Raw genomic sequence first — 14,104 nt, forward strand, 5'->3', positions numbered from 1 at the left:
CTTTTTTATTTACTCAAAATAAGTATTGAAATAATTATTTAAAACGCTATCATAAATACATAGATAGCTAAATTTAATTTATTTACAATAGAAAATATAAAAATAATAAATTGTCATTAATATAATGATATGAATAGTGATATAAAGGGTGAGTCGTATGAAAGAAGCAGTATTAGGTATTGATCTTGGAACGAGCGCAGTTAAAATTATTGCGGTAAATCAAACAGGCCATGTGATTACTTCAACAAGTGTGCCTTTAAATTTAATACAATCCCAACCTGGATATAGCGAACAAGATCCAGAGGAATGGTTTAATGCAGTTAAAACAGGCATATATCGGTTAAATCATTCTGATGAAATGAAATCGTATAAAGTGAAGGGCATCTCATTCTCAGGTCAAATGCATGGACTAGTAGCCTTAGATAAAGAAGGTCACCCTGTACGACATGCTATCCTTTGGAATGATACACGTAATTCAGAACAATGTAAGCAAATTCGATCGGTTTATGGAGAGCGATTAAATGGAAATCCGATTCTTGAGGGTTTTACACTTCCTAAGATGATGTGGGTAAGTACACATGAGCCTGAACTATGGAAGAAAGTAGATGTGTTCGTTCTTCCTAAAGATTATGTACGTTATTGTTTAACGGGTAAGATTCACATGGAATATTCTGACGCTGCAAGTACGCTCCTTCTTAGTCCAGAAACGCATGATTGGTCAAAAGAAGTTGGAGATACATTTGATATAGGAGATGTTTATCCATCACTTGTGAAATCCACAGACGAAGTTGGAATGATTCAAGACCCCTTAGCGAGTGAACTTGGTTTTACATCTCCAGTAAAAGTATTTGCTGGGGGTGGAGACAATGCCTGTGGTGCTATTGGTGCAGGTATAATCAATGATAATGATACATTATGTAGTATTGGTACTTCTGGTGTAATCGTAAACGTAGAAAAAAGTAATCAAACGCACTATAAAAATAATATACATTTTTTTGATCATAGTGTTCCAAATACATATTATGCAATGGGAGTAACGTTGGCTGCAGGATATAGTCTTAATTGGTTAAAGAGAACATTTTTTGATAACGATACGTTTGATGAAATTGTTAAACAAGCGAGTACCTCGTCAATAGGTGCAAATCGTTTATTATTTGCGCCTTACCTAGCTGGTGAGCGTACACCACATGGCGATGCATTTATTCGAGGGAGTTTCATTGGTATTAGCGGTAACCATTCTAAATCAGACTTTGCACGGGCGGTACTAGAAGGTATTACCTTTTCTTTATATGATTCAATTCAATTGATGCGAGAAGCGGGAAAAGAAATTACACATATTACTTCAATTGGTGGAGGGGCAAAAAGTGAATTTTGGCTTCAAATGCAAGCTGATATTTTTAATGCATCTATACGTAAATTGAAGCATGAAGAAGGACCAAGTATGGGGGCAGCAATGATTGCGGCGTACGGATTACAATGGTTTGATTCTTTTGATGACTGTGTAGCACAATTTATAGACGTTGAACATATATATGAACCAAATTTGCAACGACACCAACAATATGAATCTTATTACAATATTTATAAACAAATCTATCAACATACACATCAACTTACAGAAGCATTATTAAAGATTTAAAGCGTTTAGCCCATGATTATTTAGAAAGAAACTCGAAGAATCAGATGACAAAGTAGGGACAGACATCGTTTTTATGTCCCTACTTTTTTAATAGTAAATTCCGATTAACATTCCTTTTTATAATTAAAATATTATATTTATAAAAAATATATTGACAAAAATCTAATATAGATATTAAATAATATATATAAATTCCTCATTCCAAATAACACTATCTGTTAAGTATGGAAAGGAGTGATAGTTATGAACGATACCCATTTCATTGATCAACTATCACACGTAAATATGATTGAGACCCTTTATTTAAATTCCAATGATTTAAAACCCTCTATGAATCTTTTCCTAAATTTATTATTTAAACGATTATTACTAGAATATTATGTATACATTCGTACAATTTATAATAAGTATGCATGTTTAGAAATGCCATTTCTATCCTTTCAACTTTTTTCCAATCATTTTCATGATTTATTTTATATCATGTATACACTCATCGATACGCAAAATATAACAACTTATTCTAACGTTTTAGAATAGTAAAACGATATAGTTAAGTATGTTTGTGTGTATAAGAGATCCACCCCGTTAAGAAATAGAGTGAGTAAGAAAACAATAAATAATTGATAAAATTCAATCAAGTGGTGAACATTCATATTACTAAAAGATGAATTATAACTGAGTGTATTTATAAACATCTTTTTCAGTAGAAGTGAGTATATTTCTCATTTCTACTGTTTTTTTATGAATAAAATTAATATTTTGCGTCTAATTTTTTTACAAGAAAATTAAATTCGTTAAAATACTTAAAATGTGAATTATTTCACAAATAAATTTTGGATTTACTATATTAGGTGTTGAAAACGTTTTCTGCCAGGTGTACTATGACATTGGCTAGGAAATTAGAGAGAAAGAGGTTATTGGGAAATGAATATTATTTTAGGCGTTGGGACTCTTGTATTAGTATTAATTGTAATGACACTTTTCTTAAACTTTGCACCATATGGGAAACAAGGATTACAAGCACTGTCGGGAGCAGCCTGTGCGACTTTCTTACCACAAGCATTCTTAAGTTATGCGATAGGTGGCGTTTTCCATATTCACTTCTTCCAAGTGATTGGAGATTTAGCAGGAAGTTTAGCTGGCGTTGCAGTAGGGATTTTGACATGTGTTAATTTAGGTATTTCCCCAGTATTTGCAGTTATCGTTGGTTTAGTATTACATGATTTTAAATTACTACCAGCATTTATTGCAGCGTATGTTATTTCATTTGGTATTAAATTTATTGAGAAGAAAGTACCAGAAGGGTTAGACTTAATTACAGTTATTTTAATTGCTCCAGCTGTTGCATTTGGCTTAGCAACGGTAATTAGCCCAGGCGTAATGGCTGTATTGCAACAAATTGGTGGCGCAATTACTGCTGTAGGAGATAGTAATCCATACGCTTTAGCAGTGATACTTGGATTAGTAATTCCAGTTACAGGTATGACACCATTAAGTTCAATGGTACTGACAAGCTTATTAGGTTTAACAGGTGTACCAATGGCAATCGGTGCATTAACTTGTACAGGCGCTTCATTTGTTAACTACGTGATGTTTAGTAGATTAAACATTGGTGGTCCATCTAAAGCATTTGCAGTTTTTGTTGAACCACTCACTCAAATTGATTTAATTGCTAAATATCCATTACAATTATATGGAACAAATGCCTTGATTGGTGTAGTAAATGCATGTATTGTAACATTTAGTGGACTAGTAATAAATGTAAAAGGTATGGCTACACCAATTGCTGGTGCAATTGTATTGTTTGGCTTTAATACACCAATGAAAGCAGTAATTACAATCATTGCTGTAGCAATTTCAAGTATCATTTTGGCGTTCGTTATCAGTACATTGATTAAAAAATTCAATCTTATGGATTTATCTATTAAATTACCATCTAAACAAAAACAACCTAAGGAGAGTGTTTAAGAATGGCTACTAAAAAAAGTTATGACTATCAAAGTGCGTTTGATATTATTGGGCCAGTCATGATGGGACCTTCAAGTTCTCATACAGCTGGAGCAGTAAAAATAGGGAATGCTACTTTTAATGTACTAGGAGGCATTAAACCAGAAACATTAGCAATTCATTATTATGAATCATTCGCAAAAACACACCAAGGGCATGGTACAGATTTAGCAATTGTAGGTGGTGCAATGGGTTATAGTACGTTCGATAGTCGAATTAAAGATTCATTAACTATTGCTAACGATTTAGGTATTCATGTTGATATTATTGAAGAAGATGGAGAAAGTATTGGAGAACATCCAAACTGTGCTTATTTAATTGCTGAAGCGAATGGACGTCATATTGAAGTAATTGGTAATTCTATAGGTGGCGGTACCATTAAATTGAGAAGAATTAGTGTTGAAGGTATAGATGTTAACTTTAATCATGGCTTACCTATTTTAGTCATGGATGGATCTAAAAATAAGTCGGAAGTAAATCATTTCTTAAATGATGTAAACGAACTTGGCGTAAGTATAGATGAAGAATTGGTTGATACAGATGATGATAATAGTTTAGTTGTTTTACCGTTAACAAAAGCAATCAAAGAATCAACATTAAATCAAATTAAAGAAAAATATAATCACTTAAACATATCCTATATAAAATAAAGGAGGATTAAAAATGTTCGATTCAATTAGAGAAACTATAGATTATGCTGTTGAAAACAATATGTCATTCGCGGATATTATGATTCAAGAAGAAATGGAATTATCAGGTCAATCACGTGATGAAGTTAGAGATTTAATGAAAGAAAATTTACAAGTCATGCGTGATGCTGTAGTTAAAGGGACCACAGGAGATGGGGTAGAAAGTGTCACAGGTTATACGGGACATGATGCAGCTAAAATCCGTGATTACAACGAAAATCATCATGCTTTATCAGGCCATGAAATGATGGAAGCAGTCAAAGGCGCTGTAGCAACAAATGAAGTGAATGCGGCAATGGGTATTATTTGCGCGACACCGACAGCTGGGTCCTCCGGTACGATTCCGGGCGTATTATTTAAATTAGAAAAAACACATGGTTTAACAGAAGATCAAATGGTTGATTTCCTATTTGTTGCATCATTATTTGGACGTGTAGTTGCAAATAATGCGAGTGTTGCTGGAGCAACGGGAGGTTGTCAAGCAGAAGTAGGTTCAGCTTCAGCTATGGCAGCAGCTGCTGCAGTATCGGTCTTTGGTGGTGAACCAGAAGCTTCGGGTCATGCGATGGCATTAGCTATTAGTAACTTATTAGGCCTTGTGTGTGACCCAGTGGCTGGACTTGTTGAAATCCCATGCGTCATGCGTAACGCCATTGGTTCAGGAAATGCATTAATTTCAGCTGATTTAGCATTAGCTGGTGTGAAAAGTAGAATTCCAGTCGATGAAGTCATCGAAGCGATGGACAAAGTAGGGCGAAACTTACCAGCACAACTTAGAGAAACTGGACTAGGTGGTTTAGCAGGTACACCAACAGGAGAAGCCATTAAACAAAAAATCTTTGGTAATGCAGAAGATCCAGTCAATAGTTTTTCATAATATTTAAAATCCTAAACCATTCTTGAATGATAGCATATTCAAGAATGGTTTTTTATGCCTTAAATTATCAGAAAATTTCAAAAAATAATTGCAATATTTCACTTTTAAATATAGAATAACTTAAAAGGGGATGATGATATGCTTAGATTATATATCTTATTTTTAGCCTTCATCATTAATACAACGTTAACACGTGTATGGACGATCGAAGGAACTTGGGAGCATCTTTTACTTCAATCAATGTCTATGAGTATAATGTTTGTATTTCTTTTTTACTATATGTGTTTTATGCTTGAAAATAGAAAACATAACAAAATAGATAAGCTTAGAGATGAAAAATAAACAAAAAAGTCGAGACAGTTATTTGAATAACAGGGTCTCGATTTTTTTATGAATTATGTATCCGCTTTTAAATCGTATTGATAGAAAGCTAAATCAAGCCAACGTTCAAATTTATAGCCTACGTTTTCAATCGTACCAGCATGTTTAAAATTGAATGTTTCATGAAGTTTAATACTTGCTTCATTTAATGTATCTATACCTGCAACTATAGTACGATACTGGCGGTGTTTAGCATCATCAATTAAATGTTCGAGTAAATGTGATGCCACGCCTCTTCTACGATAGTCTTTATTTACATATATAGAATGCTCAATAGAATATAAATAGGCTGGCCAATGTCTAAATTGACCATACGTGGCAAACCCAGCTACTTTATTATCTATTTCAAATACAAATATAGGTTCGTTTGCAAGCACTTTTGTTTCGAACCATACTTCTCGTTCATTAAGACTTTGTGGATGATAAGTATATACAGCCGTTGTATTCAATATAGCATCATTATAAATATTAAATATATCAGGTAAATCTTTACGTTCTGCTTCTCTAATTATGATAAGCACCTACTTATAGTATTTATTATTAATTTAAGCACTTGCATGAAGTTAAATCAAATATATGTCATATAATCTAACATTTTATTTAGAAAAATAAATGGTATACTATGAATTAAGAATTTTAAAATTAAAGGAGTACTACTTAGTGAAGAATTGGACAAATCGACTCATGACCATGATTGGCGTGATTTTGATATTAGTAGCAGTATATTTATTTGCGAAACCATATATTGATAATTACTTACATCAAAAAGATAATAACGATAAAGTAGAACAATACGATAAAAATGATAAAAGCAATACATCAAAAGAAAGACCTACGATTCCAAAAGATAAATCGAAAATGGCAGGGTATATCAGTGTACCCGATGCGGAAATCAAAGAACCTGTTTACCCAGGTCCTGCGACACTTGAACAACTTAATAGAGGTGTAAGTTTTGCAGAAGGTGATGAATCACTTGATGATCAAAATATTTCTATTGCAGGACATACGTTTACTGATCGTCCACATTACCAATTTACAAATTTAAAAGCAGCAAAAAAAGGCAGCAAAGTTTATTTTAAAGTTGGAGATGAAACACGAGAATATAAAATGACAAGCATCCGAGATGTAAACCCTGAAGATGTTCAAGTATTAGATGAACATGAAGGGGAAACCAATCAACTGACATTAATCACGTGTGATAATTATAATCAACAAACAGGCGTTTGGGAAAAAAGAAAAATTTTCGTAGCTAAACAAATTAAATAAATACTTTAGTTGACCGTTCATCTTCTCATTGATGAGCGGTTTTTATGCATAAAATTTTATTCTTTGTATGTAATTTCTAAATGTGAATATAGTTTCACTCTTCAAGTACTGACTTCAATCCCAATCATAAGGTGGATATAATGGACGATGAAAAGTATTGTAAGGGGGAAACCACTCATGATTAGAGCCATTGCAGTAGATATGGATGGGACATTTTTAGATACAAATAAAGAATATGACAAAGTGCGATTTGAGACAATTTATCAAGAATTAAAACGAAAACATATTGAATTTATTGCAGCCAGTGGTAATCAATATGCAAAGTTAAAGTCTATTTTTGGAGAGCGAGACATGTATTTCATTTCTGAGAATGGTGCAGTGATTTATCATGGCAATCAATTGTATAATTACTGTAGTTTTGATCAAACTATATATGACAAAGTAGTGAATTATATTCATCTTGATCAACACATCGACGAATTCATTGTATGTGGACTTAAAAGTGCATATATTTTAAAAGATACGTCAGAAGCCTTTAAAAAGGATGCTCATTTTTATTATCGTCAATTAGAAGAAATAGATACATTTCAACCTTTACCTAATGATGAATATGTGAAGATTGCATTAAATATTAATCGTGAGACACATCCCAATTTGGACACAGATTTAGAAACAAAGTTTAAAGAAGAAATTAAACTGGTTTCAAGTGGCCATGATAGTATCGATATTATTATGCCTAATATGACAAAAGGCCAAGCGTTAAAACGTTTGTTAAAAAAATGGGACATGTCACCATCAGAATTAATGGCATTCGGTGATGCTAACAATGATAAAGATATGCTAGAATTTGCAGAGCATAGTTATGTTATGGCAAATAGCCATGATCAATCATTATTTGATATCGCAAAATTTGTAGCGCCAAGTAACGATGAACAAGGGGTACTTCAAATGATAGAAGAAAAAGTATTAAAAAGTGAGACAGAATAATTCGTCGACTCACTCAGTGGTCGACTGCCAACACATAAAAATGCCTGGGACATCATAAGTTGTCCCAGGCATTTTTATATATCAAATCTTAGTTTAATTGAGTGTCACATTTACCTGTGTTAATGACAGATAATGCAGCATTTAATCCACCTTCAACTAAGTTTCTAACTGCTTCATCTGAGAAGAAAGCAATATGAGGTGTCACTAAGATGTTTTCATTTTCAATTAATTCAAGTAAAGTTTTATCTTCAATTTCTTTACCTGTCCAGTCATATGTGAAGTAATCAGCTTCATTTTCATATGTGTCAATGGCAGCACCATATAAAGTACCATCATTTACAGCATCAATTAAAGCTGGTGTATCAATAACAGCACCACGAGCAGCGTTGACTAATACAGCGCCTTTTTTCACTTTGCTAAACATGTCAGCATCGAATAAGTGGAAGCTTTCTTTGTTAGCAGGTACATGTAAAGAAATGATATCAGCATCGGCAATTGCTTCTTCAACTGAATCTTTATATTCTAAGAAATCTAATGAGTTGTTTGGATATGCATCATAGCCTACTACTTTTGCACCAAAACCAGCATAAATTTTACCAGTTGCAGCACCAATACGGCCTGTACCGATAATTGCAACAGTCATGTTTTTAACAGGTGTAGACATGATAGGTGCAGCCCATTTGAAATTATGTTCTTGAACGCGTTTTTCAATTGCAGGGAATTTACGTACTAATTGTAAAGCGATTGATACTGAGTATTCAGCAATTGTTTCAGGTGAATAACTTGGTACGTTAGAAATTACAATATTGTGTTTTTTTGCAAGATCTAAATCATACATATCAAAACCAGCAGTACGTTGAGCGATTTGTTTAATACCGTATTTTTCAAGTTTAGGATAAACAGAATCTGCTAATTTACCGAATTGCATTGTAGTTACGCCATCGAAACCTTCTAATTGATCTACTGTGTCTTCGCTTAAAATATCTTCAGAAGTAACAACTTCTACATTGTGTTCTTTACCCCAATTTAAAGCGTCTTTTTTTTCGTAATCACGAGTTCCGAAAAACATAATTTTTGTCATTAAAATAACCCCATTTCATTTTGTATAAATAAGTTAAAATTTAATAAATACGTAAGACTAAAGTTGAAGTAAGAGATTGGGTACAACATCATTGAATGTTATCTCTAACACAACTTACAACCCTATTATATTGTGAATTAGTTCACAAATCAATTAAAAAGGGACTTTTATTTTGTATAATATGAAATTATATACATAAAATATCATTTAAAATGAAATATTACAACTTGGAAATAGGTGAATCCTTTTGAGCTAATTATTTTGGCTAAAATAATTTGTATTTTATAATTTGAGTAAGTTTTTAAATAGAGGAGGGGATGACTATCAATCAGATTCAAAATACCATTATAGATGCGTTTAAATTTAGATTTGCTACTAAGGAATTCGATACAACAAAAAAGATAAGTGATTCTGAATTCAATACCATTCTTGAAGCAGGACGATTATCTCCTAGTTCGTTAGGTCTTGAGCCTTGGAGATTTCTTGTGATTCAAAACAAAACGCTACGTGAGAAATTAATACCTTATAGTTCTGGTGCACAAAAGCAACTTAATTCTGCCAGTCATTTTGTACTAATTTTAGCTCGTAAGAATGTAACACCGACGTCTGATTATGTACAGTCATTTATTAGAGGGATTAAGCAGTATGAAGAGAGCACCATTCCAATGTTTGAAGATAAAGTACAGGGATTCCAAACACGTTTCCATATTAATGATAATGCTAGAACAATTTTGGATTGGGCATCTAAACAAACCTACATTGCATTAGGTAATATGATGACAGCAGCTGCATTAATGAATATTGATTCCTGTCCAATGGAAGGTTTCGATTTAGATGGCGTAACTGAGTTATTAGAACATGAAGGGATCATTGATAGTAATCAGTTTGCACCTTCAGTTATGGTAGCTTTTGGTTATAGAAAAGAGAATCCTACAAAACCTAAAACACGTCAACCACAAGAAGATGTAATTAAATGGATAAATTAAGCATAGTTTTGTAAAAAAAGGGTAAATAATAAGTATACAAAACGTATCAATGAATGAAGTAAATTTAACATTACTTTATATAGAGTTACGTTATGATTTATAAACAAAGAAAGAGGGATGAAAACGGATGGCAAAAGTAAATGTTAGAGATTTTTTAGATGAACAATATGATTTATTTATAAATGGTGAATTCCAACCAAGTGAAAGTGGAGAAACACTTACGGTAACTAACCCAGCAAATGGTGAAGAGTTAGCCAAAGTTGCTAAAGCAAATGAAAAAGATGTTGATAAAGCAGTGCAATCAGCACATGAGGCATTTGATAGTTGGAGTAAAATTTCTAAAGCAGAACGTGCAGATTATTTATTAGAAATTAGTCGTCGTATTGAAGAAAATAAGGAACATTTAGCAACAGTTGAATCACTTCAAAATGGTAAACCTTACCGTGAAACATCAACAATTGATGTTCCTCAAGTAGCTGAACAATTTAAATATTTTGCAGGAGTATTAACGACTGATGAAGGTTCGGTTAACCAAATAGATCATAACACGATGAGTTTAGTTGTAAATGAACCTGTGGGAGTAGTAGGTGCAGTAGTAGCATGGAACTTCCCAATCTTACTTGCATCTTGGAAATTAGGTCCAGCATTAGCAGCGGGTAATACAGTGGTAATTCAACCTTCTTCTTCTACACCATTAAGCTTAATTGAATTAGCTAAAATTCTTCAAGATGTGTTACCTAAAGGTGTAGTCAACGTCATTACTGGTAAAGGTTCAGAATCAGGTGATGCGATTTTCAAACATGAAGGTGTAAATAAATTATCATTCACTGGTTCAACAAGTGTAGGTTATGGTGTTGCTAAAGCAGGCGCTGAACGTATTGTGCCAACTACGTTAGAACTTGGCGGTAAAAGTGCTAATATTATCTTTGATGATGCAAATTTAGATCAAGTCATTGAAGGCGTTCAATTAGGTATTCTATTCAACCAAGGTGAAGTATGTAGTGCCGGTTCACGTTTATTAGTACAATCATCTTTATATGATAAATTATTACCAAAATTAAAAGAAGCGTTCGAAAATATTAAAGTGGGTGACCCATTCGCTGAAGATACAAAAATGGGTGCACAAACTGGCCCAGAACAAATTGAAAAAATTGAAAGTTATATTAAATTAGCAGAAGAAGATGACAAAGCAAATATTTTAACGGGTGGACATCGTATTACTGATAATGGTTTAGATAAAGGCTACTTCTTCGAACCAACAATCATTGAACTTTCAGATAATAGTCATAAATTAGCTCAAGAAGAGATTTTTGGACCTGTTATTGTTGTTGAAAAATTCGAAGATGAAGAAGAAGCAATTAACATTGCTAATGATTCAGAATATGGTTTAGCTGGTGGTGTCTTCACTACAAACTTACTTCGTGCATTAAATGTTGCAAAAGCAATTCGTACTGGACGTATTTGGGTTAATACGTATAATCAAATCCCAGCTGGTGCACCATTTGGTGGTTATAAAAAATCTGGTATCGGCCGTGAAGTTTATAAAGATGCAATTAAAAACTATCAACAAGTTAAAAACATCTTTATTGATACAAGTAATGAAACAAAAGGCTTATACTAATTAAAATATGATTAAATAGTTTAATACATGTTTTAAAATGTCGACAAAGGTATATACTTTGTCGGCATTTTTTTATGAAGTATGATTAAAAATTAGAAAAGTATGACAGATTTCATTTTGAAGTTGTATAAGTCTCTCGGTAATCCCAATTTAACGTATATGCAGACGTTTTGATGAAAATCTAAATAGTAAGATCTTCGAACTGAAATCAAAATTTAATATAAATTGTATTTTCAATTTAAAAATTGATGGTTAATATAATATAAATACGTCTTTATATTTTAAGTTTGATGAAATTTAAATACATTATATATTTTGAAAAGAGAAAATGATGAAACGTTTAAAATTTTTAGTTATTTATTTAGTTATTACAATTATAGTAAGCGGTTGTTCAAACATTGATAATGTAAAGCATCCTAAAGAAGCCTATACACCTAAATCATTAACTGTTGAGTTTGTTCCATCTCAAAATGCTCAAATCCTTAATGCTAAAGTAAAACCTTTGCAACAATTATTATCTGATGAGCTGGAAGTTCCTGTAAAAGTACATATAGCAACAAATTATAATACAATGATAGAAGGGTTGAAATCGAAAAAAATCGATATTGCATTTATTTCTCCTGTTTCTTACACATTAGCTCATGATGCTCATGCAGCAGATGTATTGTTAAAGTCAAAAGGTTACTTAGTAGATAATAAAGGAAATCAAACACATCACCTTGTAGATTACTATCGATCTCAAATTGTGGTTCGTAAAGATAGTAATATTAATCATTTAAAAGATTTGAAAGATAAGAGGGTAGCGTTACAAGATGTGGAATCAACGTCAGGATATATTTATCCTTTAGCATCGTTAATGGAAAAAGGAATAAAAAAGTCTGATATTCAAATTCAACAAGTGAAAGGTCATGATCAGGGGTTAATTGCATTATTAAATCATGATGTAGAAGCTGTTGCTACATATCAAGATGCTCGGGCAGATTTAAAAAAAGAGTATCCCAATATTTATCAAGAAACTAAAGTGATTTATCGCACAAAGAAAATTCCGAATGATACCATTTCAGTACGTAATGACATGAGTAGCAAATGGAAAAAGAAAATTAGTAAAGCATTTATTGATATCAGTCATACAAAAAAAGGTAAACATGTTATTAGTGATATTTATGGTCATCAAGGTTATGAAAAAGCAAAAGATAGTGACTTTGATACTGTAAGAAAATATCGAGATATTGTAGATTAAAAAAAGATTGGATGATTGTCATCCAACCTTTTTTTTAATCAGGAACTACACTTACATCTCCATGAACAGTCACACTAAACCCTTCAGGTGATGTTAAATTCGTTTCTTTAGCGTGAGGTTGATAGATATCAATATGTGTTAATCCATAAGTGTTCTTATTGTCTGGATTCACTTGATTAGATTGCCATGTATTCACAGCAATGTGATGATGATAGTGTTGTGTAGAAATAAATAAACTTTGAGGGAGGTTTGAAATATGTTCAAAACCAAGTTGATCAATATAGAATTGACGAGCCTCCATCAAATTATGTGTTTTTAAATGGAGATGTCCTAGTTTTCCATCTGATGGAAAACCTTGCCAACCCTTTTCAGTACGATGTGAAATTAAATCTTGTGCATCAACTTCAAGGGTATCCATTTTAATAAAGCCATTCTCCCATTCCCAACCACTAGAAGGGCGATCTTGATAGACTTCAATACCATTACCTTCTGGATCATTGAAATATAGCGCTTCACTTACTAAATGGTCACCGCCACCAACAGGCTGATTTAAACGACTCATATGATATAGGAAGTTAGCTAAGTCTTGTCGTGAAGGTAATAAATAAGCGATATGAAAAAGGCCAGCTTCTCTAAATTCAGGATGACGTCCATGATTTAAAAGATGAAGCGTTAACGTGTGACCATGTTCTCCAACATTAAAAATGGTTTGTGTGTCAGTTTTCTTTTTAATAGAAAAGCCGAGTACTTCAGAATAAAAGTGATTCATTTTGTTTAAATCTTTAACATTTAAAGTGACGTTCGTCACTTGCATTGCTTCTTTTGAATGAAATGTAGTCATGTATCATTGCCTCTCTTTTTTATACTAAGTATATTAAATATATTAGAATGATTAATAGGAAACAAGATAAATAACTTAATTAAAAAAATCCTCTAGAGAATGATTCTCTAGAGGATTTTATTTTACTCTTATCCTAAATAAACATCTTGGTAACTATCATTTTTTTCTAATACATCTTTTGCAAATGGACAAGAAGCGATAATTTTTAAGTTATTTTGACGAGCATGTTCTACAACTGCATCAACTAATTTAGTTCCTAAACCTTGACCACCTAATTCATCAGATACACCAGTGTGATCGATTTCAATTTCATTGTTATCTACTTGTTTGTAAGTGATTTCTGCTTTAGGATTATTTTCGTCTTCACCTACATAAAATTTATTGTTACCTTGTTTAATTTCTTCAGCCATATTACTTCACTCCTTATATAATGTCTTAGTATTATTTATCACATTTCCACTAAATTAAAACATTACATAAATAAAATTT

The 14,104-nt window shown here is 32.4% G+C and carries 14 protein-coding genes; 10 read left to right on the plus strand and 4 right to left on the minus strand.

The genetic code is table 11. The features are described from left to right. The first annotated feature begins 157 nt into the window (after nt 1–157). The 5 genes from xylB (at nt 158) to BDW25_RS05145 (ending at nt 5,554) form a co-directional block, all read left to right on the plus strand. Entirely contained in the window at nt 158–1,639 is a 1,482-nt protein-coding gene (gene xylB, locus BDW25_RS05120) for a xylulokinase (RefSeq protein ID WP_002449317.1), read from the plus strand. A 924-nt stretch (nt 1,640–2,563) separates the two neighbouring features. Further along, entirely contained in the window at nt 2,564–3,607 is a 1,044-nt protein-coding gene (locus BDW25_RS05130) for a PTS sugar transporter subunit IIC (protein ID WP_002449239.1), read from the plus strand. A 2-nt stretch (nt 3,608–3,609) separates the two neighbouring features. Further along, nucleotides 3,610–4,296: a serine dehydratase beta chain gene (locus BDW25_RS05135; RefSeq protein WP_002449314.1), complete on the plus strand. Its 687-nt coding sequence runs from the start codon at nt 3,610–3,612 to the stop codon at nt 4,294–4,296. Between the two features lie 13 nt (nt 4,297–4,309). Then, nucleotides 4,310–5,212: an L-serine ammonia-lyase, iron-sulfur-dependent, subunit alpha gene (sdaAA, locus tag BDW25_RS05140; RefSeq protein ID WP_002449485.1), complete on the plus strand. Its 903-nt coding sequence runs from the start codon at nt 4,310–4,312 to the stop codon at nt 5,210–5,212. 138 nt (nt 5,213–5,350) lie between these two features. Then, nucleotides 5,351–5,554, plus strand: coding sequence for a hypothetical protein (locus tag BDW25_RS05145; RefSeq protein WP_077700026.1), 204 nt, complete (start codon nt 5,351–5,353; stop codon nt 5,552–5,554). A gap of 53 nt (nt 5,555–5,607) precedes the next feature. Here BDW25_RS05145 and BDW25_RS05150 read toward each other — a convergent pair whose 3' ends face one another. After that, nucleotides 5,608–6,105 carry a GNAT family N-acetyltransferase gene (locus BDW25_RS05150; protein ID WP_049419110.1) on the minus strand — a complete coding sequence of 166 codons (498 nt, stop codon included), beginning with the start codon at nt 6,103–6,105 and terminating at the stop codon, nt 5,608–5,610. Between the two features lie 148 nt (nt 6,106–6,253). On the opposite strand from BDW25_RS05150, the gene srtA reads away from it, so the two are divergent. After that, a complete protein-coding gene (gene srtA / locus BDW25_RS05155) occupies nt 6,254–6,859 on the plus strand; it encodes a class A sortase SrtA (protein ID WP_002449272.1) in 606 nt (201 codons plus the stop codon). A 177-nt stretch (nt 6,860–7,036) separates the two neighbouring features. Further along, nucleotides 7,037–7,846 (plus strand): Cof-type HAD-IIB family hydrolase, encoded by an 810-nt coding sequence (locus tag BDW25_RS05160; RefSeq protein ID WP_133945005.1) that lies wholly within the window; start codon nt 7,037–7,039, stop codon nt 7,844–7,846. A gap of 88 nt (nt 7,847–7,934) precedes the next feature. Here the strand turns inward: BDW25_RS05160 and BDW25_RS05165 are convergent, their stop codons facing one another. Next, nucleotides 7,935–8,927 carry a D-lactate dehydrogenase gene (locus tag BDW25_RS05165; RefSeq protein ID WP_002454848.1) on the minus strand — a complete coding sequence of 331 codons (993 nt, stop codon included), beginning with the start codon at nt 8,925–8,927 and terminating at the stop codon, nt 7,935–7,937. Between the two features lie 317 nt (nt 8,928–9,244). Between BDW25_RS05165 and BDW25_RS05170 the strand changes: the two genes are divergently transcribed. From BDW25_RS05170 to BDW25_RS05180, 3 genes are all read left to right on the plus strand, one after another. After that, entirely contained in the window at nt 9,245–9,913 is a 669-nt protein-coding gene (locus BDW25_RS05170) for an NAD(P)H-dependent oxidoreductase (RefSeq protein ID WP_133945007.1), read from the plus strand. A 127-nt stretch (nt 9,914–10,040) separates the two neighbouring features. Next, nucleotides 10,041–11,534 (plus strand): aldehyde dehydrogenase family protein, encoded by a 1,494-nt coding sequence (locus BDW25_RS05175; protein ID WP_002454850.1) that lies wholly within the window; start codon nt 10,041–10,043, stop codon nt 11,532–11,534. Nucleotides 11,535–11,865: 331 nt separating this feature from the next. Then, nucleotides 11,866–12,774 carry a phosphate/phosphite/phosphonate ABC transporter substrate-binding protein gene (locus BDW25_RS05180; protein ID WP_064207184.1) on the plus strand — a complete coding sequence of 303 codons (909 nt, stop codon included), beginning with the start codon at nt 11,866–11,868 and terminating at the stop codon, nt 12,772–12,774. Between the two features lie 34 nt (nt 12,775–12,808). On the opposite strand, the gene BDW25_RS05185 is transcribed toward BDW25_RS05180, so the two are convergent. Both BDW25_RS05185 and BDW25_RS05190 read right to left on the minus strand, forming a co-directional pair. Further along, nucleotides 12,809–13,615, minus strand: a complete 807-nt coding sequence (locus BDW25_RS05185; RefSeq protein WP_049420749.1) for a VOC family protein — start codon at nt 13,613–13,615, stop codon at nt 12,809–12,811. A gap of 128 nt (nt 13,616–13,743) precedes the next feature. Continuing rightward, nucleotides 13,744–14,025: a GNAT family N-acetyltransferase gene (locus BDW25_RS05190; RefSeq protein WP_002448625.1), complete on the minus strand. Its 282-nt coding sequence runs from the start codon at nt 14,023–14,025 to the stop codon at nt 13,744–13,746. Between the last annotated feature and the right edge of the window lie 79 nt (nt 14,026–14,104).

This window comes from Staphylococcus sp. AtDRG32 (genome assembly GCF_004365845.1).
GTDB classification, from domain to species: Bacteria; Bacillota; Bacilli; order Staphylococcales; family Staphylococcaceae; genus Staphylococcus; species Staphylococcus hominis.

What these genes read in the sequence shown, in the direction of transcription:
- xylB (WP_002449317.1), top strand. Translation starts at nt 158, where the DNA reads ATGAAAGAAGCAGTATTAGGTATTGATCTTGGAACGAGCGCAGTTAAA.
- BDW25_RS05130 (WP_002449239.1), top strand. Translation starts at nt 2,564, where the DNA reads ATGAATATTATTTTAGGCGTTGGGACTCTTGTATTAGTATTAATTGTA.
- BDW25_RS05135 (WP_002449314.1), top strand. Translation starts at nt 3,610, where the DNA reads ATGGCTACTAAAAAAAGTTATGACTATCAAAGTGCGTTTGATATTATT.
- sdaAA (WP_002449485.1), top strand. Translation starts at nt 4,310, where the DNA reads ATGTTCGATTCAATTAGAGAAACTATAGATTATGCTGTTGAAAACAAT.
- BDW25_RS05145 (WP_077700026.1), top strand. Translation starts at nt 5,351, where the DNA reads ATGCTTAGATTATATATCTTATTTTTAGCCTTCATCATTAATACAACG.
- BDW25_RS05160 (WP_133945005.1), top strand. Translation starts at nt 7,037, where the DNA reads ATGATTAGAGCCATTGCAGTAGATATGGATGGGACATTTTTAGATACA.
- BDW25_RS05165 (WP_002454848.1), bottom strand. Translation starts at nt 8,927, where the DNA reads ATGACAAAAATTATGTTTTTCGGAACTCGTGATTACGAAAAAAAAGAC.
- BDW25_RS05170 (WP_133945007.1), top strand. Translation starts at nt 9,245, where the DNA reads ATGACTATCAATCAGATTCAAAATACCATTATAGATGCGTTTAAATTT.
- BDW25_RS05175 (WP_002454850.1), top strand. Translation starts at nt 10,041, where the DNA reads ATGGCAAAAGTAAATGTTAGAGATTTTTTAGATGAACAATATGATTTA.
- BDW25_RS05180 (WP_064207184.1), top strand. Translation starts at nt 11,866, where the DNA reads ATGAAACGTTTAAAATTTTTAGTTATTTATTTAGTTATTACAATTATA.
- BDW25_RS05185 (WP_049420749.1), bottom strand. Translation starts at nt 13,615, where the DNA reads ATGACTACATTTCATTCAAAAGAAGCAATGCAAGTGACGAACGTCACT.
- BDW25_RS05190 (WP_002448625.1), bottom strand. Translation starts at nt 14,025, where the DNA reads ATGGCTGAAGAAATTAAACAAGGTAACAATAAATTTTATGTAGGTGAA.